This window comes from Pseudomonas sp. BC42, from assembly GCF_021560055.1.
GTDB lineage: Bacteria > Pseudomonadota > Gammaproteobacteria > Pseudomonadales > Pseudomonadaceae > Aquipseudomonas.
In genome coordinates, this window is record NZ_CP091067.1 from 3,920,263 (window position 1) to 3,946,272 (window position 26,010).

Below are 26,010 nucleotides of genomic sequence, written 5' to 3' on the forward strand. Positions count from 1 at the left end.
ATTGCGGCTCATAGATTTGTACTTAGAAAATCAGAAACCGCGGCCCACAGTTCCTGAACATCCACATCCGCGGCCTGGGCATAACCATCCAATGGTTCTTCGCCATCGAAAGCCAGACCGCGCCCGAAGATCAGGGCTATGTCGTGCGCAAGAAACAGCGACCGCAGGTGAATTATGAGAACGGGATTATCGATCAACTGCTGGCCCCACAACCGACCCGGCAACTGGTGTTTCTGCACTCACGGTTTCCACCGGGGACGTACAGCAAGGAGAGTTATAGCCATGAGGGCGAGGAAGCCGGGTATGTGCTGTCGGGGAGCTTTGAGCTGTGGGTGGGGGAACGGTATTTCCAGTTGAGTGAAGGGGATAGTTTTAGCTTTTCCAGCCAGGAGCCACATAAGTATGGGAATCCTGGGGAGGAGGATGCGGTGGTGTTGTGGGTGATTACGCCGCCGACGTTTTGAGGGTTGGGTGAGGTTGAGCGGTAGCGCCCTGCACCGCTCTTTTGCTTGCTGATGATCAGCCATCACGGGTTGGGAAGTAGAACTGCTGCCGTAACCACTCTCTGAACTGGACCTCGGTCAGTAGAGCGGGTTGCTCGTCCATCTCATTCCAGGCGCGGTTAATCATGTGCTCCCAGTTACGGGTGAGCTCCATTAGTGGCGCTGCTGAGCTTTAGCCTTTCTATTGCCCTGGTGCATCCATGCTCGGCGGCTTTATTGAGAAACCGCACCTGCTCTTGCTTAAGGTTTTGCGTCAACATTTGAGTCGCCATACTCATATAAAGGTTGGCGCGAAAACTTTTTTCGTCGAGCAACACGATTGGATTGCTGTCAGAGCGGCTATTTCTATCGCAACTCGGCATCATCGTTGGCTGGGGGTAGTACCTGCTATACAGGGTTTGATCATTAGGCAACGCCTCGACAAGTGACCGATACCCAGGTGTTTTAACCTCATCGAAGCAATAGAAAAGCATCTGCAAACCCGCTGGAGTAAATCCGTTACTGAAACTGGATTTTAGGAGAATGCAGACCTTTTCGGCGACTTGATCGCGAGATTCAAAAGTCGACAACATCAACGCTAGACGGTACTGCGCTGCTGGGTTGCCTTCTTCAGCTGAACGCTTGAGCAAAGGCATTCCTTCTTTTACAAGCGGAAGCATTTCGTCTCTATATTGTTCATTTTTTTGGTCGGGCACCTTTTCGTTGACTGCTAACTGCTTTCGAAAAGTGAACATATCGTTTTGTACTTCATCGATTTTTTCCAGGTAAGGCAGCGCTTTGAAGTACAGCGCTTCACTTTCTGCGGATACTTTTAGATTGCGTTCATTCGCGCATGCGAATGTAGCTAAAAAAACAGAAACAATAGCCAAAAAACTCTTAAGAGAAGCTTTTTTCACTGGGAACGTCCTTTGTGTTTTAGCTGTGATTATGACCACAGCTGAATTGCTCATCCATTGGTAAAACAGAATAATCGTTTCCAACCGCCTCAGCTCTTCAGCCCTACTATGCTGAAAAACAATCTTCGTATTTTAATACTTCAAACGGAGGAACTCGCCCATTTAGCATAACCGGCACGTTTATTGAGCTCTGGTCGCCGCAATCGGGAGGGTAAACAATCCAGCCGATATCGTAGCACCCACAACCGCAGTCAGAATCGTTGACTTTTTGAATGCATAAGAATTAAATTTTTGCTCGGCATATGGGTAAGCCCTAAGCGTGCGGAGGAAAGCAAGCTTGGAAACCGCGATTGCTACTCAAGGTCACATATGTCTGTCAGTTGTTTTTCGGGATGCACACAGCTGCACATTCGTAAATGTCGACACAATAATGTCACTCCGATATCATTCTCGACTACCGTTTACAATGGATGTAATTACCAATGTTAAAGCCTCCATCGTCTGGCATTCGCTGGAAAGCGTTTAAAATAGACACTCCCACCTTCAAAATCACGTCAGTCGAAAAGCCAGACATGTCGCCATTTCTATTTCACATGACTGGGGGTGAAGCTCTTACTTCTATACTGACAGGCGCAGGAGTGACATTACCTGAAAACACAGGCTTTTTGAGATCATGTATTCCTGAATCATCAGGAACCTATAACGCACCGGTTGTGTGCTTTACTGAGTCCCCAACTTTTGCGCTAGACTTCTTCCGTTACAGAAGCTATATGCGCTGGAGTAACGACCAGCGCTTCGGCATCGGCTTCGATAAAAGTGAGTTGGTTAAATATAATGTGCGCCCCTGCGTGTATGCCGATAGCCAACTTACATCAGACATTAACAAAATCAAAAACCATTTCGACCGACTGCCGATAGCTGACCAACAAGTTTATTCGCTCTTTAAATCGCTTATCGACAAAATCTATCCTTTGACGACTCCTTTGCTCGAAGAAGAGCCTTTTCAAGGCTATATGTGGGAGAGAGAGTGGCGTTACACCGATCCTAATGGGCTCGCTTTCCCTTACCATACAATAAAAATAATCTGTTGCCCCGAAAGTGAAGAGAACGCCATCAGAAAAATTCTTGGTAGATACTCAGCCAGTATAAAGTTTGTGAGATCATGGAAAGAGTATAATGAAGTGACGTCTTTTTTAAAAAGCCGAAGCGAAAGCCTCCATATTCCTCCTGATGCTGGTTATCCAGACGAAAAAGAATTCCTCTCTGTGTTAAAGGATCAACTGGTCAACCACGTAGCCTTATTAAATAAAGTAAAAGCTTATGAAATGTTTATTGACTCTATAGCCGACAAGAAAGAGTCTGTCAGCGCTGGAATTACCGACTTAGAGAGTGGAATCGAAAATCTGGAAAGACAGATCGAAAGATTAAATAACAAACGAAGATAAAGTCATTTTTTCGCAACCATTCTATTCTGGCTGTTTTCTGCCCGTTACCACCGGCAAGCTTCTGGCTACATCTGCCTGTCACGACAGATAGAAAACGGTCAGGAGTATTCTTTTTTTGACCATTACGCTATGACTGATCAAAACCTCACCAACAGATCACGGCGTCTTACAAACATGAAATCACCAATCACACATGCAAGAATACATGGAAGGTTTGGAGATTTTCATTGAGTTACTGGAATTTTTCTCATCCTATGCTAAGAACATTAGACAGAAACTCTGTACATCTCCGAGAGCTAGCCCACTAATCACAGCTACTCAGATAAGACCCCTTATAAAAAATGCAACAAAAAATAAATACCACCAGATCCACACACCTTCCCTTACTACAACAGACTCACGGAAAAGAGCATGCCATTAATAAAGAAAGACACTTTTAGACTAGCAGTTAAAAACATCGCAAAATTTGGCGACACCGACATTTTTCCCTACCCAATAGAAAACCATATCTTTAATGACAAAGCAGATGACGTTATCACCGTTTTAGAAAAAATTGATAAAGACTTTGATGTCGCGGTAAAAGAAATCCCCATTCTGACAGCCAAAAACCTATCTGTGGTTGGATATAGCGGATTCAGATGGGGCACTCAAATAGATCCAATTTGGAACGTATATTTACTTTCCCTCGTTCTAACAATTGCAGAGCAGATCGAGAACAAAAGATTAGGCTCGGACATAGTTTTTTCTTATAGATTCAAGCCGGACAACACAACCGGATCATTATTTGACAAAGAAGTCGGCTGGCAAAACTTTCAACACGCATCGATTGAGCACGCACAAAACAACAGCTACGTACTTCGATGCGACATATCCGATTTTTATCCAAGAATATATCATCACCGTTTAGAGAACGCACTTAAGAAAGCCACTAGCAATGGAGATATAATCAACCGAATTATGACGATACTCCAATCAATCTCTGACAACGTTTCATATGGCTTACCTGTGGGTGGAGCTGCCGCAAGGATACTCAGCGAGATCCTTTTAAATAGAGTTGACCGTCTCTTAGTAAGTGAATCCATAACTTTCTGCCGTTTTGTTGATGACTTCGTTATTTTCGCAAAAAACAAGGAAGAAGCATATTCCGCACTAATATCAATCAACGACTTACTATTAACCAATGAAGGGCTATCATTACAAAAAACAAAAACAAGAATAATGACTTCAAACGAGTTTCTATCAACTTCCGAATTTTCAGCCCCGGAGGAACATGAAGCTGAGCGCGACACAGAAGAACGAGCATTCAGACGTCTTCGCGTCTACTTTGACCCTTACTCTCAAACTGCTGAAAGCGATTATGAAAAACTCAAGGCCGAGCTATCAAAATTCGATATTGTTGGCATGCTTGGTCGAGAACTATCTAAGAGCCGTATTGATGAGGGATTATCCAGGAGACTGATATCTGCATTAAAGCACTTGAAGCCAGCAGTACAGAATGACGCAATCAAGTCCCTTATAAATAGCCTAGATCTTTTATACCCCATATATCCAGCAGTCATGCTTTTATGCCGCGGATTACTTGACACTCTCGACCGCAACGTAAAAGAGGAACTTTTCTTAAAGCTAAGAGGACTTATTTCTTCCGGATCTTACATAACACAAGTACCAACAAACTTATCGTACACACTGAGAGTACTTTCCGCAGATTTATCCGAAGAATCAGAAAGACTATTATCACTACTTTACAAACAGCCTCTGAGCATGATGATAAAAAGGGATATCATACTAATGATGGCCCATCGAGGCGCAGATCACTGGATATCTAATTGCCGAAAAAGCTACTCTACGCTAACAGTTTGGGAGCGTAGAGCCATGTTAATTAGCTCTTATATTCTTGAAGACGAGGGAAAGCATTGGCGTGACTCGGTAAAGCATGAGCTAAATGATTTTGAGAAACTAATACTAACTTGGGCAGCAGACTCTAAACAAAAAAACCCTCAAGGCTGGAGAGTTCCAGTATGATATCGGAACAGCATTTCTCTTCCAGTTTTACATCGTTATGGCACGAAATCATTCCTCTCGCTGACACTTACTGGCGCAGGGAAAACTTAAAAATTGCTCGCCAAGTATCACCCATTGATAATGTAGCTCCTATAAACTTAAGAGGCTTTCTAAATGAGCTAGCATTTGAGACTTTCAGTCGCGCGCGAGCGGCCGGACTACAACCTAAAAGAGAGGTTATATTATCAATCACTCAAGAGTGCATAGAAAGCGTTAACAAATACATATTAAGAATAACAAGAGACAAAAATTCGGCCACACTAGAGCTTGACAATTTATGCAAGCAAGAAGTACTCGGAATGACGCGCAATTTAATGCTGTCATTTCCCGCCAAGAACAATATTCAGATCAGGCCAAAATTCTCTGGTTGCGGCGTGGTATCTGCATGTGAAGGGGATTTAATATATGAAGACTGCCTTTATGAAATCAAAGCTGGCGATAGAGGCTTCAGAGTCAGCGACATAAAGCAACTTTTAATCTATTCAAGCCTAGCGTTTTCAAAAGGAGAATTAAACTTTTCTAAAGTTGGCTTATTTAACCCTCGAAACGGATATTACTGGGAGCGAACTTTAGACAGACTATGCATAGAACTGAGCGGCATGCGTGAGAGCGATGTTTTATCGAATCTTGCAGGCAGCATGACTCAGCTTGCAATTTCTAGATAACTTATCGAAATAGTGAAAAACGACAAGCTTTTTTCGATCCCACAATAAAACTTAACTTAACAAACAAATTAACATTCAACCAGACTCACATCTCAAACTATACAGAGGCCGCTTATTTAGTACTAATAAGCGGCCTCTATATATTTATCCAAGCTCCCCTTAATTTAGATCCCTTTCCCCCAGCCCCAGCCCCACATCATCAATAACCGCCTTCCCCATCTCCGCCAAAAAATACGCAGCCCAAGCATACCGTTCCCCCTGCTCTTCCATAGCGGCATCAAGTGCAAGTTTCTTGGCGTAGTACAGCAATGTAGAGGCGTACTCCAACGCAAGCTCCAAAGGCACGTCAGCATTCACGCGAAACAGCTCTAGTTCAGGATCGGCACAACTGCCAAAGGTGACGAAACCCAGTGTCTTGACTGATGCTGAACTGCTCATCGGACACCTCCTACAACAGCCAGAAGACGGGTACTACGAAGGGAAAGTCCACACAGATTACGGGCGTACATGATTGAAACTCCCATATCAGTAATGAGAGCTGCCACCTTCGTTCTCAGGCGAGTGGGTGGCAGCTGTGCGCGGGCTGAGAAACCGGAGATACAGGAACCCGGCAGACCCGAAGGTCTCCCACGCACAGCCGCCATAACACGAACAGACGGGCACAAAAATGCGCCTGCATTCATGGGCGGGCGCTTGTGCGCCTGCATCTTACCGGGTTCTCAGGCCCGGTCGCTGATTTTGCAGCGACCGCAGCAGACTAGGCGGCTGTTCGCGTTGGTGCAATGGCTAAACCGTCGCCGGTTATGTCCAGGGCTTTTGCCCACAGGTATGCTCGGCACGTTATTGCAGATAAGGATATCCAGCTCCCCATGACCGCCCGTGAACAACTCCATCGCAATGGCTATACCCTGCTACGCCAAGCCATCCCGCTCGACTGGCTGGCGGACCTGCGCGCCACCTTCGATGCCGGGGTAAAGCCGTCGGATCAATGGCCCGTGCCCCGTGGCTGGGACTGGCGCCATTCGCAGTTGGATACGGATGCACAGGTGCAGGCCCTGTGCCGCTTGCCACAGGTGCTGGCGGTGGTGGGCGAGTTGATCGGCGAGCGTTTCTATCTGTCCCAGGTGGAGGGCCGTGAGCCCGTGGCCGGGGGCGGTCATCAGGTGTTGCACCGTGACTTGTCGGTGCAGCGGCCGGGGGATGTGGTCAATGCCATCGCCTATCTCGACGACTATGGGCCGCACAACGGGGCGACGCGTCTGGTTCCCGGCAGTCATCGCCCCGGTGCGCATGAGCCGCCGTTCGACTTCGCCGATGAATCCCGCGCGGTGCAGCTGTCCGGTGCTGCGGGGGACATTCTGCTGTTCGATGTCGATCTGGTGCACGGGGCCTGCCGCAATCCCAGTGGCGCGCGCCGGCGTTCGCTGCTGATCAGTTACTTTGCCGAGCCGCTGTACGCCAGCCAGCAGCAAACCGCGAGCCAGCGCAATGTTCAGATGGACACCCGCGAGCGCTTCGATCCCAAGAATTTGCCCTCGTGGGCTGAGGGCCCGCCCCCTGTCTTATGAACTCTGGATGATCAGGGCCCCGGCCATCAGGTCTTCGTCATCAATGCCTTGCTTCAATAGCAGATAGCCGGTTCCGCCGACCAAAATGCCCTTGTGCCCTGGAGCGGCCCTGTTCAGCCGGGAGTTGTTGATCTGCAGCACATAGTTCAAGCCTGGGCGTGTCTCTTGCCCCTGAATCCAGGCGGGTATTCCGGCGATCTTGGCCAGGCCGTTTTCGTCGCTGTCCTGCCCCGGATTTTCAACCACTGCGATTCGCCGCGCCGGGGTGATGGGCTGTCCGTAACCATCCACCTGTCGCGCCGCGGGCCTGTAGGCCAGCACCTTGCCGCCCTCTTGCATGGCTTGCTCGATGTAGGCATCGCTGACGATTGAGTAAGGCGTAAACAGCGAAACCACCAGCTCCTCATTCAATTGCATGCCGGCAAGGTATCGATTGATAACGCTGGCCGGCAGGCTGGCAAGATGCAGCAAGGGGACGCCCATCGAGTCGGTGGGCCACGGGATGGACTCAGGCAGGTAGGGGTTGCCGCCGAGGTAGGCGGAGCCCTGGTCGGGGCCTTCGGGCAAAAACACTAGTTCGTTAAACAGGGGCTGTTCCTCTCAGGTGTGCCGTTGCCCAGATGGTTGCGTGGGCGCACGGCGCCCTCGCTGCTCTCGACATAATCCGTTGTGCGCTCAGCCGGCAGGTTCATTCACCTTGTGCGTGGGCGGTGGCCAGTTCCAGCAGGCGGGTAAAATCAGCGATGGCGAAGTACAGGTCATCCCGGGTGTCGCCGTCCCAGTCTTCCACCGCTTCGCGGGCGGCCTTGAGTGAGGCGATGCGGGTTTTGATTTCGGCGATTTCCTCGGCGCCGCACTGGGTGGCGATGGCCTCCCAGCGTTCCTGGGGAATGTCTTGCTGGACCGATAGCCCGGCTTTGGCTTGGGCAATCAGTGCTGTCAATTGGCTCATGGGGGTTGTTCCTCAAGGGGCTGGGGTGCGCCTGCGCTAGCCTTCCGCGCCGGGCGGATGGCCAAAGTGGGCCTTGTAGGCGTGGTTGAAATTGGCCGGGTTGGCGTAGCCCAGGCGGTAGGCGATCTGCGCCACGTGCCATTTGCGCTGGCGCAACAGGGTGCGCGCCAGCTCCATGCGTTGGCGCCGCACATACTGCAGCATCGACTGGCCGAATACCTGGGCAAAGGCGCGGCGCAGGGTGGTCTCCCCTACCCCCAGTTGCTGGGCCAACGCCTGGCTGCCGGGCGGGTCCAGCAGGTGGGCGTCGAGCTGGCGGCGGGCTTCGTGGGCCAGGTCCAGTTGCCCGCGCACCGTGGGCGCCGCAGGGCGCTGGCCCTGGAGGTGCACCGCCAGTTCCACCAGCACCGCCAGGCTCAGGCTTTCCTGGTGCAGGCGTTGCAGGGCGCCCTGGTACGGCGCTTGGTAGAGCCGCTCCAGCAAGCTGCCCAGCGCCCGGCAGCGTTGAAACTGGCGAAAGCGGATGCCGTCGTCCAGCAGGCCAAGCAAGGGCTGCAGCGTCGGGTCTTCCTCGGCCAGTTCCCGCAAATAGCTGCCGGCGATGCGCAGGCCGGCCATGCGGGCGTGGCTGCCGGCGGGCATCTGGTCCAGCGCTTCCATGGTCTCGCTCAGGCCCAGGGCCTGAGGCGCGCCGGGGGTGTAGTGGTGGAGCTGGCCGTCGATCCGGTGCTGCCATTGCCCGGCCAGCACCTGGACGATGCACAGGCTGTCGGGCAACACCTTGTGGATGCGCAGCGGATCGGGGAATTGCAGGTTGCAGTCGAAGTACTGCAAGTGCGGGCGCACGGTACGGGCGCGATAGTGGCCGACGGCGCTGCCCATCACCCGCCGGGCACTGGGGTCGAACACCCCGGCGCGGGCCAGGCCAACCGGCCGGTCGAAGCAGAATTGTGTATCGAGGTAGGGGTTCCAGCATTCCATCGGCAAAGCGGGTCCATGGGTGGGGTTGCTACGGCGGCCAATGGTAACTCACTCACACTTTGCGCAGCGGTGGTTGTGAGCGTCGGAATTTTTCTTGTGAATGACGGCCAAAGCGCTTGGCAGGGCCGCAGGTGCCGACTTCAATGAGCGGCTTTTTCAGATGTTAGGAGTTTGAACCATGCAGTTTTATTGCAAATGGACGGCCGTGTGGGCCATGGCGCTGGCCCTGGGAAGCGGTCTGGTCCAGGCCGATGAGCGGCCCCCGGTGGCGGATAAACTGGCGGCCTATGTCGGCCAGCAGGGGGTGAAGGTCTGGACCTTGCGCATCGGTGAGCGCAGTGAGCATCAGGCCCTGGTGCAGGTGGCGGACGTGGATCACGACTGGAACTTGCGCATCCAGAAAATGGCCGTGGAAAAGACCGCAAAGGATACCCGCTACGCCACGACCGTCGACGGGCAGAAATTCGTGGTGCTGGTGCTCCAGGAGGGTTGGGGCGAGCTGTACCTGCCGGGTGAAGCCGCGCCGGTGCGGGTGCGCTATGACGAGAACCTGTCGAGCCAGGGTGATGCCCAGGCGTTCCTTACCGACTACCTCAAGGCCCGGTGAGCCCTGGGGGAGCGCCGGCACCCAGGCGCTCGACCGCTTTGTTTTCTGTGAATCAAGGACTTGTTTATGACTTCATCGCTGCAACCCGATGCATCTCGCGACGCTCAGCGCGAACAGGTGATCACCCAGCTCCAGCAGGTGATCCAGCGTGTGCCCGAGCAGAGCGAATTCACCAATACGCGCCGTTATCAGGTGCTGGGGCCGCTGTTCACCCTGATTTCCCTGGCGATGCTGGCCTGGGGCATCCACCAGGGCAAGACCGGCATGCTGCTGTGCGGGCTGTTTCTGACCGCCTTGTTCGCCCTGGTGACCTGGCAGCATCGCCACGCTGGCCAGCATGCCTTCATGCGCTTGACCCGACGCCAGCTGTTCGTGGATTCCCTGAGTGCACCGGTCAACCTGACGGACGTGGTGGATGTCCATGTCAAGGATGAGGGGCTGCTGACCCTGCAGCAGCTGACCCTGCGCCCGGGCTGCCCACTGCCGACCCACAGGCCCGTGCGCCAGGTGTTCGGCAACCAGGCCATGGCGTTCCACAGCCCCGAACCCCACATTCGCATTCATTCCGCCGGCTTGATGAGCGCGGGGCGCAAACTGGCCATCGATGACATCGCCGCGCTTCTGGATGCCTACTGCCAGGCGGCTAATGCACAACAGCAGCTGGATGAGTTGCAAGGCCGTGGATAACGCCGAAAAAGAAGCCTTGCTGCTGCAACTGCAGGCCGATGCAGATGGCCCCCAGCGCCGTTGCGAGATTCGTGAGCGCTCTCTTGGGCAAGCAGTCATGCTGGCCCTGCTTTCCCTGCTGCTGGTGCTGGTGGGCGGTTGGCTGGCCAGCCTGCCTTCGGCCTGGCAGTTGCGCTCTGCCCAGCTGTGGTTCTGGCTGCCCGGGGCGCTGATGCTGGGCGCCGGGCTTGTGGGCCTGGCGGCGGCCGAAGCCCTGCGTCGGCGGCATGGCCAGCAGGTGCTGGCGCTGACCCCCGACACCCTGCAGTTCGCCAATGCGCCCGAACCCACTCCCTGGGTATGTTTCGATGGTTTCGAACTGGAGCAGCGCCACCTGAGCCTGGGGCTGGTGTTCTCGGTGATGGCCGGTAGCCGTGCACCGACCCTGGCGCCGGCCTGCTTCAAATCCCTGGCCGCGCCCCACGCCTGGCCGGTGGCCGCCGGCATGCGCGTGCGCTTGTGGCTGTTCAACCCGATGCTCGATGGCCAGCGCCTGGATTTCCAAGCCCTGACCGACCTGCTCTACGCCTACCTGAATGCGGCCCAGGCCCGCAGCACCCTGGGCCAGCTGTTCCCGGAGGTGCAACGGGTGGGTGCCGGGCAGTAGCCGGGCCATGAAAAACGCCTCCCTAGGGAGGCGTTGTCGTATTACCCGGTTTGCTCCCCTTTTAGCGCAGATCGAACCGATCCAGGTTCATCACCTTGTCCCAGGCGGCGACAAAGTCCTTCACGAACTTCTCTCCCGCATCCGCCGCTGCATACACCTCGGCCAAAGCCCGCAGTTGCGAGTTGGAGCCCAACAGCAGGTCGACCCGAGTACCGCTCCATTTGTATTGCCCAGTGGTGCGGTCGCTGCCTTCGTACAGCTCGCGGGCCTCGGACAGGGGTTTCCATTGGGTGCCCATGTCCAGCAGGTTGACGAAGAAGTCGTTGCTCAGGGTGCCCGGGCGCGCGGTGAACACGCCGTGGGGCGCTTGCCCGACGTTGGCCCCCAGCACCCGCAGGCCGCCCAGCAGCACGGTCAGTTGCGGGGCGGTGAGGGTCAGCAGTTGCGCTCTGTCCACCAGCAGGGCTTCGGCGGTGACGCCGCTGACCGGCTTGAGGTAATTGCGAAAGCCATCGGCCACGGGCTCCAGCACGGCGAAGGAGTCGACGTCGGTCTGTTCCTGGCTGGCGTCCATGCGCCCCGGGGCGAAGGGCACGCTGATGCTGTAGCCGGCATTGTTTGCCGCCAACTCCACCGCCGCGCAGCCGCCGAGGACGATCAGGTCCGCCAGGGACACGCGCTTGCCACCCGTCTGCGCGCTGTTGAAGGCGCTCTGGATGGCTTCCAGGCTTTGCAGCACCTGGGCCAGTTGCTGCGGTTGGTTGACCTCCCAGTCTTTTTGCGGGGCCAGGCGAATCCGTGCGCCGTTGGCGCCGCCGCGCTTGTCCGAGCCGCGGAAGGTCGAGGCCGAGGCCCAGGCGGTGGACACCAGTTGCGCCACGGACAGGCCGGAATTGAGGATCTGGCCCTTGAGCTGCTGGATGTCCTGGGCGTCGATCAGCGGATGGTTCAGCGCCGGAATCGGGTCTTGCCAGATCAGTTCTTCGGCCGGCACTTCCGGGCCCAGGTAACGGGCGCGCGGGCCCATGTCGCGGTGGGTGAGTTTGAACCAGGCGCGGGAGAAGGCGTCGGCCAGTTGCTCGGGGTGCTGGTGGAAGCGTCGGGAGATGGCCTCGTAAGCCGGGTCGAAACGCAGCGCCAGATCGGTGGTGAGCATCGACGGCGTGCGGCGTTTACTCGGGTCGTGGGGGTCGGGCACGCTGTCGGCCCCGGCGCCGGCCTTGGGTTGCCATTGGTGGGCGCCGGCGGGGCTGGTGGTCAGCTCCCATTCGTAGCCGAACAGGTGGTCGAAGAAGTCGTTGCTCCAGCGGGTCGGGGTGGTGGTCCAGATCACTTCCAGGCCGCTGGTGATGGCGTCGCCGCCAACGCCCGTGCCGAAGCTGCTTTTCCAGCCCAGGCCCTGTTCTTCCAGGCCGGCGGCTTCCGGTTCCGGGCCGACGTGGGTCGCAGGGCCGGCGCCGTGGGTCTTGCCGAAGGTGTGGCCGCCGGCGATCAGGGCCACGGTTTCTTCGTCGTTCATGGCCATGCGGGCGAAGGTTTCGCGGATGTCCCGGGCCGCGGCCAGGGGGTCGGGGTTGCCGTTGGGGCCTTCCGGGTTGACGTAGATCAGGCCCATCTGCACCGCCCCCAGGGGGTTCTCCAGCTCGCGGTCGCCGCTGTAGCGCTGGTCGTCGAGCCAGGTGGTTTCGCTGCCCCAGTAGACGTGGTCGTCCGGCTCCCAGACGTCCTGGCGGCCACCGCCGAAGCCGAAGGTTTTAAAGCCCATGGATTCCAGGGCGACGTTGCCGGTGAGGATGATCAGGTCGGCCCAGGAGAGCTTGCGTCCGTATTTCTGCTTGATCGGCCAGATCAGCCGCCGCGCCTTGTCCAGGCTGACGTTGTCCGGCCAGCTGTTGAGCGGGGCGAAGCGCTGCTGCCCACCCCCGGCGCCGCCGCGGCCATCGGCGATGCGGTAGGTGCCGGCGCTGTGCCAGGCCATGCGGATGAACAGCGGGCCGTAGTGGCCGAAATCCGCCGGCCACCAGGGTTGGGAATCGGTCATCAAGGCCAGCAGGTCGCGCTTCACGGCGGCCAGGTCCAGGGTCTTGAATTCGGCGGCGTAGTCGAAGTCCTCGGCCATCGGGTCGGACAGCTGCGAGTGCTGGTGGAGGATCTTCAGGTTCAGTTGGCCGGGCCACCAGTCACGGTTGCTGGTGCCTTCGCCGGCGGTGTGTTTGAACGGGCACTTGGATTCATTGGACATGGATCACTCCTTCGGTCATCGAAAACCTGCCGCTCGACGTTGGCCCCGGGTTGGACAACCGTGTGAAAAGCGTAGTGAAGGACAAGCGAAGGTAAAAATAGCTTCGCTTGATGACCCTGCCAGAAAAAAACCATGACCCGTGCCAGGCCCCAAGCGGGCGCCCTGCCCCCTGTCGGAGCCTGTTCATCCTTTTGCGAGTGCTGCCCGGGCATGCTCAGCGGTGCCTGAGCCAGGCACCGCCGATCGTGAACCGCCGCTCAGCCCTGGGCCTCGAGGCGGCGCCGGGTGTCGGCATCGATCTGCTGGCGCAGGGCCTGGAACAACGGGCTGGCGTCGGTGTAGCGGCGGCCGTAATCGAGGTTGAAGCCGTAGTCGAAATCCGCCGGGTTCTGGCCCTGGGTGTGTTGCAGCAGGGTTTCCAGCTTGTCCAGGGCCTTGACCGCGCGCGCCTCGGCGCTGGCGGCGCCTTCGTATTCATCCCACAGCTCCAGCAGGCGCTGGCGGGCCGGGGCGTCCAGGGCCCGGGCGAGGTATTGCAGGTCGTCGCGTTCCTGTTGGCTCTTGTCCGGGTGGGCGGCCTGGGCCACCGCCGGGATGTCGCCATGAATGGCTTCCCCCAGGTCGTGGACGATGCACAGTTTCAGCACCCGCAGCAGGTCCAGGTCCCCCAGTTGGTCTTCGAACAGCAGCGCCATCAGGCACAGGCGCCAGCTGTGCTCGGCGGTGCTTTCCTGGCGGCCGCTGGAGGTGTGGGCGCTGCGCAGCACGTCCTTGAGCTTTTCCGCTTCACGGAGAAAGTCGAGACGGCCGCTGAGGAGTTCGGGGGTCATGGACAAGCCTGCTGCACGTGAATGAGGCCCGCGCCGTGGGGCGGCGGACGAAGGCTTGCCAGACTAGCCAGCGGGCAGCAACCGGTCCACGGATAAAATATGCGTGGCGTGCCTCGACAAGCGCGTCAGAGGGTTTCCACCAGCCGCACGGCGTTGCCGTCGGACAGGTTGAGGCGGGTCCAGCGGCACTGGCTGGGGGCGATGGGCACGATGGCCGAATCGTTGTGGCCGCTGAAGAACTCCAGGGACGGCGGCGCCAGCACTGCGCGCCAGCCCAGGTCATCCAGGGCGGCTTCCTTGCGCACGATTTCCTCGGTGCAAAAGCCCCACAGCGATTGGCCCAGCAGCTCACTCAAGGGCACGCCGAATTGTGCGGCGCGGGTCGGCGAACAGGCCAGCAGGCGGTGGGTCAGGTCGCACACCAAGTGCACGGCGCGCGGGCTGTCGTTCACCAGCCGCGCCAGGGCCTGATCGGCGGCGGCGCTGAGGTTGGCCGCCAGCAGTTGCTCCAGGCGCGCACGCTCTGCCGGCTCCATGGCTTGCCGGCCGTTTTCCCAGCGGGAAATGCTCGACTGCGCCACACCGAACAGCTCGGCGGCGTGCTGCTGCTTGACCCGGTGCAACAGGCGCCAGCGCCTGAGGGCCAGGCCCAGATGGGGTGAGGTGAACAGGGCTGCGGACATGGCGTGAGCGATGCAAGTCAAGGGGCTGGCAGTTTCGCAGCCACAGCCCTTGGCGGGCAACCGGGGCTGACCAACGCCATCCGCCCGGCGCGTCACAAGTTGCTGGACAGCGCGGCCAAAGCCCCGAAAAATCAGCGCCTTTGCCCTGCCCTTTACGGGCCGGGCGTCTGTGCCAAGGAGTTCGGCCCAATGCTCAATGTCTTGTTTGTCTGCAGCCAGAACAAACTGCGCAGCCCCACCGCCGAGCAGGTGTTTGCCGACTGGCCGGGGATCCAGACCGCCTCCGCCGGGCTCAATCACGATGCCGAAGTGCCCCTGGGCCCGGAGCTGGTGCAATGGGCCGGGTTGATTGTGGTGATGGAAACCCGCCACCGGGGAAAACTGCGCAAGCGCTTCAAGGCGCAGTTGAACAACCAGCAGATTGTGTGCCTGAACATTCCCGATGATTACGACTTCATGGACCCGGAGTTGATCCAGTTGCTGCGGCAGAAGGTGCCGCAGTTTCTTCCCGATGGTGACGCGGCTCGCTGATATGCCTTTGGCATTCAGGGCCCCGCCTGAGGTGCGGGTGGAGCTGCGCAAGGCACCGCAGGGGCCTCGGCGGTTGCGAGAGCGCTGGCGAGCCTGCGGCTCGTTCGCAGCCTTCGGCAGCGGCTACACGAGGCGGATGCAGGCGCTGGCGTCACGGGCACTCCTGTAGCCGCTGCCGCAGGCTGCGCAAGGCACCGCAGGGGCCTCGGCGGTAGTGAGATCGCCGCGAGCCTGCGGCTCGTTCGCAGCCTTCGGCAGCGGCTACACGAAGCGGATGCTAGCGCTGGCGTCACGGGCTCCTCTGTAGCCGCTGCCGCAGGCTGCGCAAGGCACCGCAGGGGCCTCGGCGGTTGGGGGATCGCCGCGAGCCTGCGGCTCGTTCGCAGCCTTCGGCAGCGGCTACACGAAGCGGATGCAGACGCTAGCATCACGGCCCCCCCTGTAGCCGCTGCCGCAGGCTGCGCAAGGCACCGCAGGGGCCTCGGCGGTAGTGAGATCGCTGGCGAGCCTGCGGCTCGTTCGCAGCCTTCGGCAGCGGCTACACGAGGCGGATGCAGGCGCTGGCGTCACGGGCACTCCTGTAGCCGCTGCCGCAGGCTGCGCAAGGCACCGCAGGGGCCTCGGCGGTAGTGAGATCGCCGCGAGCCTGCGGCTCGTTCGCAGCCTTCGGCAGCGGCTACACGAAGCGGATGCTGGCGCTGGCGTCACGGGCTCCTCTGTAGCCGCTGCCGCAGGCTGCGCAAGGCACCGCAGGGGCCTCGGCGGTAGTGAGATCGCTGGCGAGCCTGTGGCTCGTTCGCAGCCTTCGGCAGCGGCTACATGAGGCGGATGCGGGGCGGGGTCAGGCGCGGTGTGCGGCGCCAAGGGCGGCGGTCAGTTCGGGGGAGGCGTTGTACAGCGGGGTGCTGCCTTGCAACAGAATCTGCGCGCTGCGCCGGTAGGCGGCGCCGTCGATCAGTAGCTCCCCGGCCACCTGTCGGGCATTGATCAGGGTCTCCAGCACTCCGGCGGGGTTTTCAATCGCCAGCGGGTATTCGCCCTTCCCTTCGCCTATTGCCGGTGCCCGCGCCAATAGGGCATGGGCCACGGTGCCTTCGGCCAGGCAGGCCGCGGCCAGGCAGCAGCCGCCGGACACCGCCAGGGACGGGTGGGCGTTCTGTGGGGTGAAGTAGCGGGTGGCGATATCACCGCCCTCGCGCGCCGGGCTGACGATGCAGATCTTGGGAATGGTTTCGCTGCGCCGCAGGTCGTCGGCGCTCATCAGGCGGCCGTCGCGCTGGCGCAGGCCCATGCGCAGCCCGCCCAGCACCATCAGCTCCAGCAGGCGCGCCTTGAACTGTGGGTCGGCGTCCAGTTCAGCCGGGCTTTCCTGTCCGGTCTTGCCCAGGTCCGCCGCGCGCAGGATGACCATGGGCACCGCCACATCGATGCAGGTGGCGGCAATCCCATCCAGCAGGTCGACCCGTTGCCCGCTGGGAAACAGCGCGCCGGTCTTGGCTCCCACCGGCTTGTCGAGAAACAGGTCGACCCCGGGAAACACCCCGTTGACCCCGGGAATCCGCGTGTCGCTGAGCAGCCGACCGTCGCGCAGGCTCAGGCGCGCATACATCGTGGTCTGGGTGTTGCTGTTGTAGATCTCGATCTGCCCGCCGCCCTCCCCGAGCTGCAGCCAGCCGCGTTGCAGGGCGTACAGCGGCAGGGCCGCGGACATGTTGCCGCAGTTGACGCTCCAGTCGATGGCGCTTTTGCCCGCCGCCAGTTGCGCCAGGGTGCTGATCATCCGCGTCTCGCCGGGGCGGCGTTCGACGATGAACACTTTGTTGCTGGTGGGCCCGCCGCGGCCCAGGCCGGTGATCTGGGTATTGCCCGGCCACTCGCCGTGCAGGGGCACGCCCATCAGGTGGCGCAGCAGTTCTTCCACCAGGGCTTCGTCCCGGGGCAGCGCTTCGCGGGCCAGGATCAGCCCGGTGGAGGTGCCACCCCGGGCGTGGCACACGGGGAACTCAGGGATAGCAGCAGGCTTTTGCAGATCGGGCATGGCGGGCGCCTCCACGGTGGGCGAAAGGGACGGCCCCCGCTCGGGCGGGCAACGGGCCGCAGCGCCGCATGATAAACCCTGGCGGCGGGTCCCGGGGCGCCAGCTTGGCGCGCGGCGCTCGCCTGATGCGGCGCTTGCTCACCGCCCCCGAGCACCGTATTTTCTAGCGCCGCCCGGTGGCCCCTGTCCGCGCGAGGGTTCAACCCACCGCCCATGGACCCGGAGCGATGCCATGCCCCAAGCCCCCCAACAACTGCTGTTTCTGCCCGGCGCCTCGGGCAATCGTCAATTCTGGCACCCCCTGGCCGCGCAGTTGCGCCATCCGGCGCGGCAGGTGCACCTGGGCTGGCCGGGCTTCGGCGACACCCCGCCACAGCCAGACGTGCAGGGCATGGACGATCTGCTGGACCTGGTGCTGCAGCGCATCGACCGGCCCACCGCGCTGGTGGCCCAGTCCATGGGCGGCATCCTCGCGGTGCGGGCGGCCCTGGCGCGGCCGGAGCTGATCACCCATCTGGTGTTGAGCGTCACCTCCGGTGGCGTGGACATGGGCGAGCTGGGCGCCACGGACTGGCGCGGCGACTATGCCGCGGCCTACCCGCAGCTGCCCCGCTGGTTCATCGATGACCACAGCGATCTCGGTCCGCGCCTGGGGGAGCTGGGCATGCCGGTGTTGCTGCTGTGGGGCGACTGCGACCCCATCAGCCCGTTGGCGGTGGGCCAGCGTCTGGCCAGCCTGCTGCCACAGGCCTGCCTGCGCATCGTGCCCGGGGCCGACCATGACCTGGGCCTGAGCCACGCGGCCCAGGTCGCCCCCTGGCTCGATCGGCACTTGAACGGCGAGTCGATCGGCGCCGCCTAGCGGCGGCCGGCACCGCTCGTCTTGCGCCGCGTTTTTTTGCCAGGAGCCATTTGACTAAGCGTATCGAGGATCTAGATTCCACTCGCGACTGCATGCAAGTGCACCGCGCTCGCTGCCCGTTCGTCCAGGCCCCGAGCGCCGATGCCCAGCAGCCGCGCCATGGAAAACCGATGCAGGCTTGCCTGGGCATTCCAGGCGTCTAACGCGACAGCAGGGAGCTGGACATGAACGACAACATTGTGGACATCCTCATCACCATCGATGTGGACACCATCCTTGAAAGTGCCGAAAAGGGACTCTTCAAACTCAGCCAGGACGCTTCCAACCCTTCCCAGCTTTACAACATCTACGACGGCAACGACCGACTCTCGGACCTGGTGGTCTACATGGTGGTGCGGCGCAGCAATGCCGATGGCGCCGACGGCGGATCCGAGCTGGCGGTCAACCTGCGTCAGGGCGACCAGTTGCGCTGGCGCGCCACCAGCCTGTCCAAGGGCCTGTACTACTCGGTGATCCTCTACCAGTACACCCAGACCCACCCGCCGCTGAGCGAGGACCCCAACCCCTACCTGACCAACGTGGTGCCGACGGTGCTGCCGAGCACACCACTGCCCATCATCAACCGGGACAACCCCGCCGGTCAGCCGATCCCGCAGAACGTCAAGACCTTCTACTGGCAGGCCGACGCCACCCGCGTCTGCACCCGGGTCACCTACACCTGGTCCTTCATGATCGTCGACCGTGACAACAAGGTGCTGGGCTACTGCTCCTGGGACCCGTACTTCTCGATCCGCTAAGTCCGCCGCGAAGCACCCTCTCCCTGCCCGGCCAGGGAGAGGATGCACGGGCCCTCTTGCCCTACCCCCGGCCCTGCCACTATTTTTGTCCGTCCCGCCCCAGCAGCGTTCCGGTCATTTGCGCGACTCCCGATGCAGTGGGCCCCACCCCCATGCCCTATTGGAGAGTTTATGGATCTCGCCACCCTGAGCCTGTTCATCCCCGCCTGCTTTGCCCTGAACATGGCCCCCGGCCCGAACAACCTGCTGTCGGTGAGCAACGCCACCCGCTACGGCTATCGCCACTCCTGCCTGGCGGGTGCCGGCCGGCTGCTGGCGTTCGCCGCCATGATCGCCCTGGCCGCCGCCGGCCTGGCGGTGGTCCTGCAAACCTCGGAGCTGTTGTTCCATGGGATCAAGATCCTCGGCGCAGGCTATCTGCTGTACCTGGCCTGGCAACTGTGGCGGGCCCATCCCGGCACTGAAGCGAGCGAGGACAGCGCCCGCGTCGGCCTCTGGGCCCTGGCCCGCCAGGAGTTCCTGGTGGCGGCGGGCAACCCCAAGGCGATCCTGATCTTCACCGCCTTCCTGCCGCAATTCGTCGATCCGGCGCAGTCGATGGGCCCGCAGTTCCTGATCCTGGGGGCGCTGTTCCTGGGGCTGGAGTGGATCGCCATCTGCGCCTACGCCTACATGGGCCTGCACATGCGCCGCTGGCTCGCCGCCCCCCGGGGCAAGCGCCTGTTCAATCGCGGCTGTGCGCTGCTGTTGTCAGGGGCGGCGTCGGTGCTGCTGATGGCGCGTCGCGGCTAGAGGATCGTCCCTTCAGTCGGACGGGTACAGCCCATGGATGAGGGGTTCTAGGCATTTTGCTCGGTGCGAGGGCAGGATTAAATCCTATCCAGCCGGAGAAAGTCCCCATGCGTAGCACTCAGCAATTGAGCATCACGCTGCCAAACCAGAGGGCCAACGCGGTGAAGGCCAAAGTCGCGACTGGTGAATATGCCAGCGAAAGTGAAGTCATACGCGATGGCCTGCGGGCATTGATGGCCCGTGATCGAGCCGTGGAAAGCTGGCTCACCGACCAGGTGGCAACCGCCTACGATGCCTTGAAAGCGGACGCTTCACACACACTCAGTGCCGATCAGGTCCGTGCTCGGTTGTCAGCAGAGCACCAGAACGCCCGCAACAAACTGGAATGACGCACACCGTCGAATTTGCTCCAGAAGCTCTGGAGCAGCTAACCGCGCTTTATCGCTATATGGCCACGGCAGCCTCGCCAGACATTGCCCAACGCTATACCGACGCCATCGTGAGCCGCGGCTCCCGTAGGCGAATGAACACGCCCCGCACTCAAAACACCCGGAACGTCGGCGTCTTGATGGCGGTCGAGGCCCGCCGCCGATGCCCGCCCGCGACAGGATCGAAGGCGCCCATCTGATGGCGCTTGAGGGCGGCAAATAGCTGCAAGCGGGCGCGATGCAACAGCACGCGAACATGACTGCGCGAAATACCCAACTGCCCGCCGATGGCCTCAAGCGCGTGGCCCTGGCGCTCACGGGACAACAAGACCCGGCGTTGCAACAGCGGCAGGCTGTTCAGCGTCTGCTCCAGGCAGCCACGCAGTTGCTCGGCGCACAGCAAGGCTTCCGGGCTGTCTTCGTGCCACTCCAGCGGCGGCGCCCAGTCACCCTCCTCGGCGAAGCGCTGCTCGCCCGCCTGGGCCGGCCGCACGAAGCGACCCGCCTCGCGACGGTTCTGCACGTAGCAGCCCTTGGCCGCGTTGGCGGTGATGGTCAGCATCCAGGTCTTGAGGCTGGAGCGGCACTGGAAGCCGCCAAGGTTGTGCACAATCGCCAGCCAGGCGTCCTGCACCACGTCATCGACGTGCCGCTGCCCGACAATCGCCAGGGCCACCGAGCGCATGGCGCCCTGATGCTGTCTGACCAGTTCGCGAAAGGCCTGCTGCTCGCCGGCCAGCAGGCGCGGCAATAACTGCAAGTCGTCGCTGACGGCGGTCAGCGGCAGGTGCTGCAAAGATTCCATGTCGAGGATCTCCATGCTCATCAGCTCGCCCCCTTTACCGCCGAGGCAACAATCCTACGAACAAGCCTAGGAAACGGATGCACACTCGTGCATATATTTCTCTGCGCGCCGCGTCCGGCTCGCTATGATGGTTTCCCATGAACCCCAGCCCCGCCCTTCGCCAACCCTGTCCGCCCGGCGCCTGCATCTGCGAGCGCGAGCAGTTGCTGGACACCCCCGGAGCCGACCTGCGCATCCTCTTGCTCACACGCCAGGAGGAAAAGCGCCTGCTCCAACGCCTGGAGAACCTCAAGGACCTGGCGGACCTGGAACACATGCAACGCCAGATGCTGGAGAAACTCGGCATCCGGGTGCAGATCACTCCCAGCGACAACGAAGTGCGCAGCATGCGCGGCATCGCCATTTCCCTGGGCGAGTTGCCCGGGCTGTGCCGCAAGACCCGGCAAGCGATTCCGGCCGCCATTCGCCGGGCCATGGAGAACCGCCCGGAAATCGCCTACCGCCTGCTGGACGCCCAGGACCTGCTGCGCGACACCTGACCCCCGCTCGTTCAGGCCTCGCGCTGGCCGCTTGAGGCTTGCAGCCTGGCCCGTGAACCCGGAAACTTGCCGCTGCTTTTTCCAGGACTCCCCTCATGCAAAACACCCCACTGAACGCCGCCGACTTCGAACTGATCGAAGACACCCTGCTCAAGTACGGCGACGACCACTCGGTGCTCAATCCCTGCGAGCTGGACGGTTACTTCACCGCGCTGGTGTCGGGCCCGGCTCAAGTCGATATCGCCGAATGGTTCCCGGGTATCTGGGGCGGCGAAAACCCGGCCTGGGAAACCCCGGAGGAATGCCGGCAGTTCATCGACCTGTGCGTGCGCCACATCAACACCCTGGCCGTGCAATTGACCCAGGCCCCGCAAGCCTTCAAGGCGCGCTTCGAACACACCGAGCACCAGGGCCAGGACCTGCTGCTGGCCGAAGAATGGTGCTTCGGCTACCTGCGCGGCGTGGCCGTGGGCAACTGGCCGGAGATGCCGGCGCCGCAGGTCCAGGCGCTGCAGTTGATCATCGACTGCGCCGAACAGGACAACTTCGAACTGCCGGCCGACCTGAACCTGGAGCAGCATCGCCAGCAAGTGGCGGCCATCGAACCGGCCGCGCGCACGCTGCATGCCTACTGGGCGGCGCAGCGCTGAAATAAACCGCGCCCCATGAAAAACGCCGCGGGCTCCGATCGGAGCCCGCGGCGTTTTTGTCTGCGCCCGGCAAGCGGCGCGAGGTCTACAGCAATTTGCGCTGCACCGCCTCATCCAGGGTGCTGCGGGCCAGTTGCTGGACCACGTCGCGGGTGTCTGCCTGGAAAGGAATGGCGACGATCAGCAGCAATTGCATCCAGGTGCGCACCGATTCGCTCTTGCGAATCCGCCCCAGCTCCTTGCCGTCCTTGTCCTTGAACACCGTCTCCAGGGTGAAGGTGTTCTTCGCCGTGGACGGAATCACGAAGAAGGTGGCGCCGGTGATGATGGCCGAGGCCATGCTGAACTGTTCGTTGTTGTACAGGGTGGCTTCGGCGTACAGGTCCGATTCGACCTTGTCGGTGCTGACCCGGGCAAAGCGCCCGGACTGGCGGTAGGCATCGGCCACCACGGTTTCCCAGGCGGCTGCCGGAGCGCCGGCGGCGGCATTGGCCGGGCCGCCGTTGACCTGGTTCATGGCGGTGGTGCGGACAAAGACGCTGGGCTTTTGTTCGGCGGTCTGTGCCGCCGGCGGCCAGCTGCCGACAGCGCTCAGTTCGTGTTGCGAGTAGGACACGCAGCCGCTCAGCAGCAGCGCCGCGAGCACCAGGGTGTGCTTGATGAAACCCGACATGGGACTCTCCTTAGTGTTGCGCCAAGCGGGCAGTGGCGTTGTCCAGCAACTTGGCAACCAGTTCGTTCAGCTGTTTGGCGCCCTGGGTCGGGGCCCAGTACTCGCGGCCATACAGGCCGACGTTGCGCTCGAACTTGAGCTGCTCCTTGGCACTGGCCAGTTCCTTGCCGTTGCGGTCGACGATCGACAGGTCGCCGGCCAGGTCGAAGGTATCGACGTAGATCGGACCGTTGACCCAGATCCACACGGTCAGGGTCAGCAAGGCCCCGGGCAGGTAGCCCGGATGGGGCGCGCGGTGGCCCTTGAGGGAGGTCATGTTGAATTTCAGCACCACGTCTTCCTCGCCCAGGCGGGTGGGGAATTCGCTGAGCTGGCGGAAGTAGCCGGCGCTCTTGACGTAGGGGGTCAGCTGGGCCGTGAGGGAACGGCTGATGGCGGTGCGCGTGGCGTCGTCGATACCGCTGGCGGTAACTTGCACATCGGCAATTTGCGCAGTGCGCGGGCTGCTGATGGGTGCGGGATGCAACGGCGCGCCCAGCGGGCCGGTGACGTTGTAGGAGACACAGCCGGTCAGCGCCAGGGTGGCGATGAGGGCGGCGGCCCCGAGCAGGGTTCTGAACACGAAATATCCTTATTGAAAGACGAACAGCACCAACGTCTCGACCCCGGCGCCCAGAACTTTAGGAAAACCGCGCATTGCGTCGGGCGGCACTGGTCCGCTTCCGGCCCCTATTGATAGCCCTCTTCATGGGCCTGGAGCAGATTGAACAAGTGCTCCTGGGGCATCGTGCAGTCCTGCAACGGTTCGGGCGCAACCCCGTTCCATTCCTCATCGGGGTCGGTCTCCACAATCAGCAGCGGCACCTGGGCGCTGTTGAAGAAGGCGAGGATGTCGCGCAGTTCCTGCTCGCGCTGCACATGGTCGTTGTGAAACAGCTTGGCGCTGTAGAACAAGCCCTCGGCGCCACGGCGCAGATAGCCCTGGGCAGCGCTCAGGGACAGGCCCAGGCGCTGATGGAGAAACTTGACCAGCGCCAGGCTGGTGGTGGGCGTCGCCGTGGCGAGGCTGATGCGGGACATGACAAGCTCCTTGAAAAACCGCGGGCAATGACAGCGTGTCTACTCGGGGCGCCACAGGTCGAGCCCTTGCACATGACGCTCGATGTCGTCCATGTCGTCCTCCCCCAGGGTGTGGTCGAAGGGTTCGCTGAGGATCCTGCGCACCCGGGCCAGACGCTGGGTGACCTGCTGGTTGTCGATGAAATCGGTGGTCGCGCGCTGGTAGTCAGCCACGGGCTTGTCCCTGTAGTAGGCGCCCATCTTGTGCAGCGAGATCAACACGAACTCCAGTTCCGCCAGGGCCTCCAGGGCCTGCTCGCCCGAAAGGCTGAGGGTGCGGTTGCTTTCCAGCATCGAATACTTCCTTGGTTCTCAATCATTGGACAGACCGCCGCCACCTGGGTAGCGTGCGGCGCACACTTGAATCCGACAGGCCCCCAAACATGCTGATCAGGGACTTTCAAAACAGCGATATGCAAGCGTTGCTGGCGCTCTGGCTGGACGCCTCGATCCAGGCCCATCACTTTATCGATCCCGACTTCTGGCGCTCCAAGGTCGAGGACATGCGCCAGCTCTACCTGCCCCATGCCCAGACCCGAGTGGCCGAACGCGACGGCCAGCTCCTGGGCTTCTACTGCCTGCATGAGGATCAGCTGGCGGCGATTTTCGTCGCGGTGCCGCACCAGGGCCAGGGCGTGGGCACACAGCTGCTGGCCGATGCCCGCCAGCGGCGCTCACGCCTTGAGCTGGCGGTGTATGCCGCCAACCTGCCGAGCATCGGCTTTTACCGCCAGCAGGGTTTCCAGGTGATCGGCGATGGCATCGATCCCCACACCGCACAGGCCGAACTGATCATGGCCTGGCCGCAATGAAGGACCTGGCTCACGGCGCCTTGGCCGGAGCCAGCTTGAGCCGTGTCGGGTCGATGGCGCAGACCATGTTGCGCAACTCGCCCAGCAATGACTGGCGGGGAAACGCCGCCCATTGCGCCTGATCGGCCTTGCGCGTGACCTCCACGCCCTGGGCGAACGGCTCGGAGAAGTACACGCGGCCGAACTGCGCCGACTCATCCTTCTCGCAGTTGATCACCCGGGTCGCCCGCGAGCTGTGGATCGGCGGCTTGCCAGCGCCCAGCTCGGTAGGCTTGGCGTAGTTGTTGACCAGATAGAACTGCCGCAGGTTCGGGTTGTTCTGGTAGAGGGCCAGCGAGTTGGCGGCAAAGTAGGTGGCCAGTTCCGGGCTTTCCAGCACCTTGAACATGCCGTCCGGACGCTGCGGCGCCGGGGCCTGGCTGCCCGAATGCGCGCAACCGGCAAGCACGAGCGCCGCGCTCAAGCCCAGCAGCTTGTTCATCGGCCCGCTCCCTGGGCCAGGTCCGGCCGCTCCTGGTCGAGCAATGCCTGATCGACCGTGCCCTGCAGCGAGCAGAGCAGGCGGGTCTTGCCGTCTTCGTCGCTGAGCATGAGGATCTTTTCCGCGGAACCCGGCGCCGGGGCGATGCCCGAGGCGGCGGCCGGGTTGTCCTGCCAGGGCGCCGTGGCGTTGAGTTTGATCTGTGGCCGGGAGATGAAGTACTCACCAGCTTCCTGCCAGCCGGCCTGGGGCAGCGCGGCCATCACCGCGGCGCGGCTGGCATCGATGTCGAAGCCCCAGAAGTGGAAATTGCCCTGCTCGCCCAGGTCGAACTGACGATCGTAGTAGCCGGTCAGGCGCAGGCCGCCATCGCTCAACGGACGGGAAAACGCCTGCGCTGCCGTGGCGCTGTTCAGGCGGTCGGTGACCGGCACCCAGGCGATGCCCTGGCGCTGATTCTCGGCCAGCTTGACCACCTGCCCGAGTTCGCCGCGCTGCTGATACAGGGCCTTGAAGAAGCCCGGCTGGCAGTCCAGCAGGCTCTCGCTGAGGCTGGCGGCCTGGGCAGTGCCGGCACTCAGGCCCAGGAGCAGGGCCAGCAGCGGTGAGGTGGCAAGGCGGGGCAAGGGGCGCGTCCGGTGCATGGTCTGGAACATCCTGAGCAGGCGAAAAAAACGCGACTCTACCTGCGCAGGCCGTGCCGAGACAAATCCGCTT

The 26,010-nt window shown here is 60.8% G+C and carries 32 protein-coding genes and 1 pseudogene; 17 read left to right on the forward strand and 16 right to left on the reverse strand.

Translation table 11 applies throughout. The features are described from left to right. Nucleotides 1-56 precede the first annotated feature (56 nt). Nucleotides 57-464: pseudogene (locus L1O02_RS17365) on the forward strand (cupin domain-containing protein); the annotation flags it as partial. A 176-nt stretch (nucleotides 465-640) separates the two neighbouring features. Here the strand turns inward: L1O02_RS17365 and L1O02_RS17370 are convergent. After that, nucleotides 641-1,399 carry a hypothetical protein gene (locus L1O02_RS17370; protein ID WP_235758374.1) on the reverse strand — a complete coding sequence of 253 codons (759 nt, stop codon included), beginning with the start codon at nucleotides 1,397-1,399 and terminating at the stop codon, nucleotides 641-643. A 482-nt stretch (nucleotides 1,400-1,881) separates the two neighbouring features. Here L1O02_RS17370 and L1O02_RS17375 point away from each other — a divergent pair, with 482 nt between their 5' ends. From L1O02_RS17375 to L1O02_RS17385, 3 genes are all read left to right on the forward strand, one after another. Beyond that, nucleotides 1,882-2,844, forward strand: a complete 963-nt coding sequence (locus tag L1O02_RS17375; protein ID WP_235758376.1) for a hypothetical protein — start codon at nucleotides 1,882-1,884, stop codon at nucleotides 2,842-2,844. 411 nt (nucleotides 2,845-3,255) lie between these two features. After that, nucleotides 3,256-4,866: an RNA-directed DNA polymerase gene (locus tag L1O02_RS17380; protein WP_235758378.1), complete on the forward strand. Its 1,611-nt coding sequence runs from the start codon at nucleotides 3,256-3,258 to the stop codon at nucleotides 4,864-4,866. Continuing rightward, a complete protein-coding gene (locus tag L1O02_RS17385; RefSeq protein WP_235758380.1) occupies nucleotides 4,863-5,570 on the forward strand; it encodes a hypothetical protein in 708 nt (235 codons plus the stop codon). Before L1O02_RS17380 ends, L1O02_RS17385 begins: the two co-directional genes overlap by 4 nt. 159 nt (nucleotides 5,571-5,729) lie before the next feature. Here the strand turns inward: L1O02_RS17385 and L1O02_RS17390 are convergent, their stop codons facing one another. Beyond that, entirely contained in the window at nucleotides 5,730-6,008 is a 279-nt protein-coding gene (locus L1O02_RS17390; protein WP_235758382.1) for a DUF3077 domain-containing protein, read from the reverse strand. Between the two features lie 431 nt (nucleotides 6,009-6,439). Between L1O02_RS17390 and L1O02_RS17395 the strand changes: the two genes are divergently transcribed. After that, nucleotides 6,440-7,138 carry a phytanoyl-CoA dioxygenase family protein gene (locus tag L1O02_RS17395; protein ID WP_235758384.1) on the forward strand — a complete coding sequence of 233 codons (699 nt, stop codon included), beginning with the start codon at nucleotides 6,440-6,442 and terminating at the stop codon, nucleotides 7,136-7,138. Here L1O02_RS17395 and L1O02_RS17400 read toward each other — a convergent pair. The 3 genes from L1O02_RS17400 to L1O02_RS17410 form a co-directional block, all read right to left on the reverse strand. Then, on the reverse strand, nucleotides 7,133-7,705 hold the full coding sequence (locus tag L1O02_RS17400) for a DUF1963 domain-containing protein (RefSeq protein ID WP_235758386.1): 573 nt from the start codon (nucleotides 7,703-7,705) through the stop codon (nucleotides 7,133-7,135). The genes L1O02_RS17395 and L1O02_RS17400 overlap by 6 nt on opposite strands. Nucleotides 7,706-7,826: 121 nt before the next feature. Continuing rightward, a complete protein-coding gene (locus L1O02_RS17405) occupies nucleotides 7,827-8,090 on the reverse strand; it encodes a hypothetical protein (RefSeq protein WP_060838979.1) in 264 nt (87 codons plus the stop codon). Between the two features lie 36 nt (nucleotides 8,091-8,126). Next, nucleotides 8,127-9,071 carry an AraC family transcriptional regulator gene (locus L1O02_RS17410; protein WP_047336585.1) on the reverse strand — a complete coding sequence of 315 codons (945 nt, stop codon included), beginning with the start codon at nucleotides 9,069-9,071 and terminating at the stop codon, nucleotides 8,127-8,129. 178 nt (nucleotides 9,072-9,249) lie between these two features. Here L1O02_RS17410 and L1O02_RS17415 point away from each other — a divergent pair, with 178 nt between their 5' ends. From L1O02_RS17415 to L1O02_RS17425, 3 genes are all read left to right on the forward strand, one after another. Beyond that, on the forward strand, nucleotides 9,250-9,678 hold the full coding sequence (locus L1O02_RS17415) for a hypothetical protein (RefSeq protein WP_108543249.1): 429 nt from the start codon (nucleotides 9,250-9,252) through the stop codon (nucleotides 9,676-9,678). A gap of 66 nt (nucleotides 9,679-9,744) precedes the next feature. Continuing rightward, nucleotides 9,745-10,365, forward strand: a complete 621-nt coding sequence (locus L1O02_RS17420) for a hypothetical protein (RefSeq protein WP_060838976.1) — start codon at nucleotides 9,745-9,747, stop codon at nucleotides 10,363-10,365. Further along, a complete protein-coding gene (locus L1O02_RS17425) occupies nucleotides 10,358-11,011 on the forward strand; it encodes a hypothetical protein (protein WP_231979031.1) in 654 nt (217 codons plus the stop codon). Before L1O02_RS17420 ends, L1O02_RS17425 begins: the two co-directional genes overlap by 8 nt. Before the next feature lie 61 nt (nucleotides 11,012-11,072). On the opposite strand, the gene katG is transcribed toward L1O02_RS17425, so the two are convergent. The 3 genes from katG to L1O02_RS17440 all read right to left on the reverse strand — a co-directional run bounded on the left by katG (nucleotide 11,073) and on the right by L1O02_RS17440 (nucleotide 14,766). After that, entirely contained in the window at nucleotides 11,073-13,253 is a 2,181-nt protein-coding gene (katG, locus tag L1O02_RS17430) for a catalase/peroxidase HPI (RefSeq protein ID WP_108543247.1), read from the reverse strand. Nucleotides 13,254-13,510: 257 nt separating this feature from the next. Continuing rightward, entirely contained in the window at nucleotides 13,511-14,083 is a 573-nt protein-coding gene (locus tag L1O02_RS17435) for an HD domain-containing protein (protein ID WP_108543245.1), read from the reverse strand. A 125-nt stretch (nucleotides 14,084-14,208) separates the two neighbouring features. After that, nucleotides 14,209-14,766: a helix-turn-helix transcriptional regulator gene (locus L1O02_RS17440; RefSeq protein ID WP_181321552.1), complete on the reverse strand. Its 558-nt coding sequence runs from the start codon at nucleotides 14,764-14,766 to the stop codon at nucleotides 14,209-14,211. A gap of 189 nt (nucleotides 14,767-14,955) precedes the next feature. On the opposite strand from L1O02_RS17440, the gene L1O02_RS17445 reads away from it, so the two are divergent. Beyond that, nucleotides 14,956-15,297, forward strand: coding sequence for a low molecular weight protein tyrosine phosphatase family protein (locus L1O02_RS17445; protein ID WP_108543240.1), 342 nt, complete (start codon nucleotides 14,956-14,958; stop codon nucleotides 15,295-15,297). 841 nt (nucleotides 15,298-16,138) lie between these two features. Here L1O02_RS17445 and L1O02_RS17450 read toward each other — a convergent pair. After that, nucleotides 16,139-17,335, reverse strand: a complete 1,197-nt coding sequence (locus L1O02_RS17450; protein ID WP_108543238.1) for a PrpF domain-containing protein — start codon at nucleotides 17,333-17,335, stop codon at nucleotides 16,139-16,141. Nucleotides 17,336-17,567: 232 nt separating this feature from the next. Here L1O02_RS17450 and L1O02_RS17455 point away from each other — a divergent pair, with 232 nt between their 5' ends. The 5 genes from L1O02_RS17455 to L1O02_RS17475 all read left to right on the forward strand — a co-directional run bounded on the left by L1O02_RS17455 (nucleotide 17,568) and on the right by L1O02_RS17475 (nucleotide 20,175). Next, on the forward strand, nucleotides 17,568-18,197 hold the full coding sequence (locus tag L1O02_RS17455; protein WP_108543236.1) for an alpha/beta fold hydrolase: 630 nt from the start codon (nucleotides 17,568-17,570) through the stop codon (nucleotides 18,195-18,197). Nucleotides 18,198-18,247: 50 nt separating this feature from the next. Beyond that, nucleotides 18,248-18,400 (forward strand): hypothetical protein, encoded by a 153-nt coding sequence (locus L1O02_RS17460; RefSeq protein ID WP_159426281.1) that lies wholly within the window; start codon nucleotides 18,248-18,250, stop codon nucleotides 18,398-18,400. Between the two features lie 21 nt (nucleotides 18,401-18,421). Beyond that, the gene (locus L1O02_RS17465) at nucleotides 18,422-18,994 is read left to right on the forward strand and encodes an AidA/PixA family protein (RefSeq protein ID WP_060843384.1); all 573 of its coding nucleotides are present in this window, start codon (nucleotides 18,422-18,424) and stop codon (nucleotides 18,992-18,994) included. A gap of 171 nt (nucleotides 18,995-19,165) precedes the next feature. Next, nucleotides 19,166-19,786, forward strand: a complete 621-nt coding sequence (locus tag L1O02_RS17470) for a LysE family translocator (protein ID WP_108543234.1) — start codon at nucleotides 19,166-19,168, stop codon at nucleotides 19,784-19,786. A 107-nt stretch (nucleotides 19,787-19,893) separates the two neighbouring features. Continuing rightward, nucleotides 19,894-20,175 carry a type II toxin-antitoxin system ParD family antitoxin gene (locus L1O02_RS17475; protein ID WP_108543232.1) on the forward strand — a complete coding sequence of 94 codons (282 nt, stop codon included), beginning with the start codon at nucleotides 19,894-19,896 and terminating at the stop codon, nucleotides 20,173-20,175. 151 nt (nucleotides 20,176-20,326) lie between these two features. Here L1O02_RS17475 and L1O02_RS17480 read toward each other — a convergent pair whose 3' ends face one another. Then, entirely contained in the window at nucleotides 20,327-21,034 is a 708-nt protein-coding gene (locus L1O02_RS17480) for an RNA polymerase sigma factor (protein ID WP_235760256.1), read from the reverse strand. Between the two features lie 122 nt (nucleotides 21,035-21,156). Between L1O02_RS17480 and L1O02_RS17485 the strand changes: the two genes are divergently transcribed. Beyond that, the gene (locus L1O02_RS17485) at nucleotides 21,157-21,558 is read left to right on the forward strand and encodes a hypothetical protein (protein ID WP_060843381.1); all 402 of its coding nucleotides are present in this window, start codon (nucleotides 21,157-21,159) and stop codon (nucleotides 21,556-21,558) included. Nucleotides 21,559-21,653: 95 nt separating this feature from the next. Beyond that, nucleotides 21,654-22,208 (forward strand): UPF0149 family protein, encoded by a 555-nt coding sequence (locus L1O02_RS17490; protein WP_060838964.1) that lies wholly within the window; start codon nucleotides 21,654-21,656, stop codon nucleotides 22,206-22,208. Nucleotides 22,209-22,293: 85 nt separating this feature from the next. Here L1O02_RS17490 and L1O02_RS17495 read toward each other — a convergent pair whose 3' ends face one another. From L1O02_RS17495 to L1O02_RS17510, 4 genes are all read right to left on the reverse strand, one after another. Further along, a complete protein-coding gene (locus tag L1O02_RS17495) occupies nucleotides 22,294-22,881 on the reverse strand; it encodes a hypothetical protein (RefSeq protein ID WP_108543230.1) in 588 nt (195 codons plus the stop codon). Nucleotides 22,882-22,891: 10 nt separating this feature from the next. Next, the gene (locus tag L1O02_RS17500) at nucleotides 22,892-23,503 is read right to left on the reverse strand and encodes a hypothetical protein (protein WP_041117820.1); all 612 of its coding nucleotides are present in this window, start codon (nucleotides 23,501-23,503) and stop codon (nucleotides 22,892-22,894) included. Between the two features lie 107 nt (nucleotides 23,504-23,610). Beyond that, nucleotides 23,611-23,961 (reverse strand): hypothetical protein, encoded by a 351-nt coding sequence (locus L1O02_RS17505; RefSeq protein WP_108543228.1) that lies wholly within the window; start codon nucleotides 23,959-23,961, stop codon nucleotides 23,611-23,613. A 39-nt stretch (nucleotides 23,962-24,000) separates the two neighbouring features. Further along, the gene (locus tag L1O02_RS17510) at nucleotides 24,001-24,294 is read right to left on the reverse strand and encodes a hypothetical protein (RefSeq protein ID WP_060843376.1); all 294 of its coding nucleotides are present in this window, start codon (nucleotides 24,292-24,294) and stop codon (nucleotides 24,001-24,003) included. 89 nt (nucleotides 24,295-24,383) lie between these two features. On the opposite strand from L1O02_RS17510, the gene L1O02_RS17515 reads away from it, so the two are divergent. Then, the gene (locus L1O02_RS17515; RefSeq protein WP_173655894.1) at nucleotides 24,384-24,812 is read left to right on the forward strand and encodes an N-acetyltransferase; all 429 of its coding nucleotides are present in this window, start codon (nucleotides 24,384-24,386) and stop codon (nucleotides 24,810-24,812) included. Nucleotides 24,813-24,822: 10 nt separating this feature from the next. Here L1O02_RS17515 and L1O02_RS17520 read toward each other — a convergent pair whose 3' ends face one another. Together L1O02_RS17520 and L1O02_RS17525 are read right to left on the reverse strand one after the other, a co-directional pair. Continuing rightward, nucleotides 24,823-25,293: a surface-adhesin E family protein gene (locus L1O02_RS17520; RefSeq protein WP_060838959.1), complete on the reverse strand. Its 471-nt coding sequence runs from the start codon at nucleotides 25,291-25,293 to the stop codon at nucleotides 24,823-24,825. Beyond that, a complete protein-coding gene (locus L1O02_RS17525; RefSeq protein ID WP_108543226.1) occupies nucleotides 25,290-25,937 on the reverse strand; it encodes a hypothetical protein in 648 nt (215 codons plus the stop codon). Before L1O02_RS17525 ends, L1O02_RS17520 begins: the two co-directional genes overlap by 4 nt. Nucleotides 25,938-26,010 lie beyond the last annotated feature (73 nt).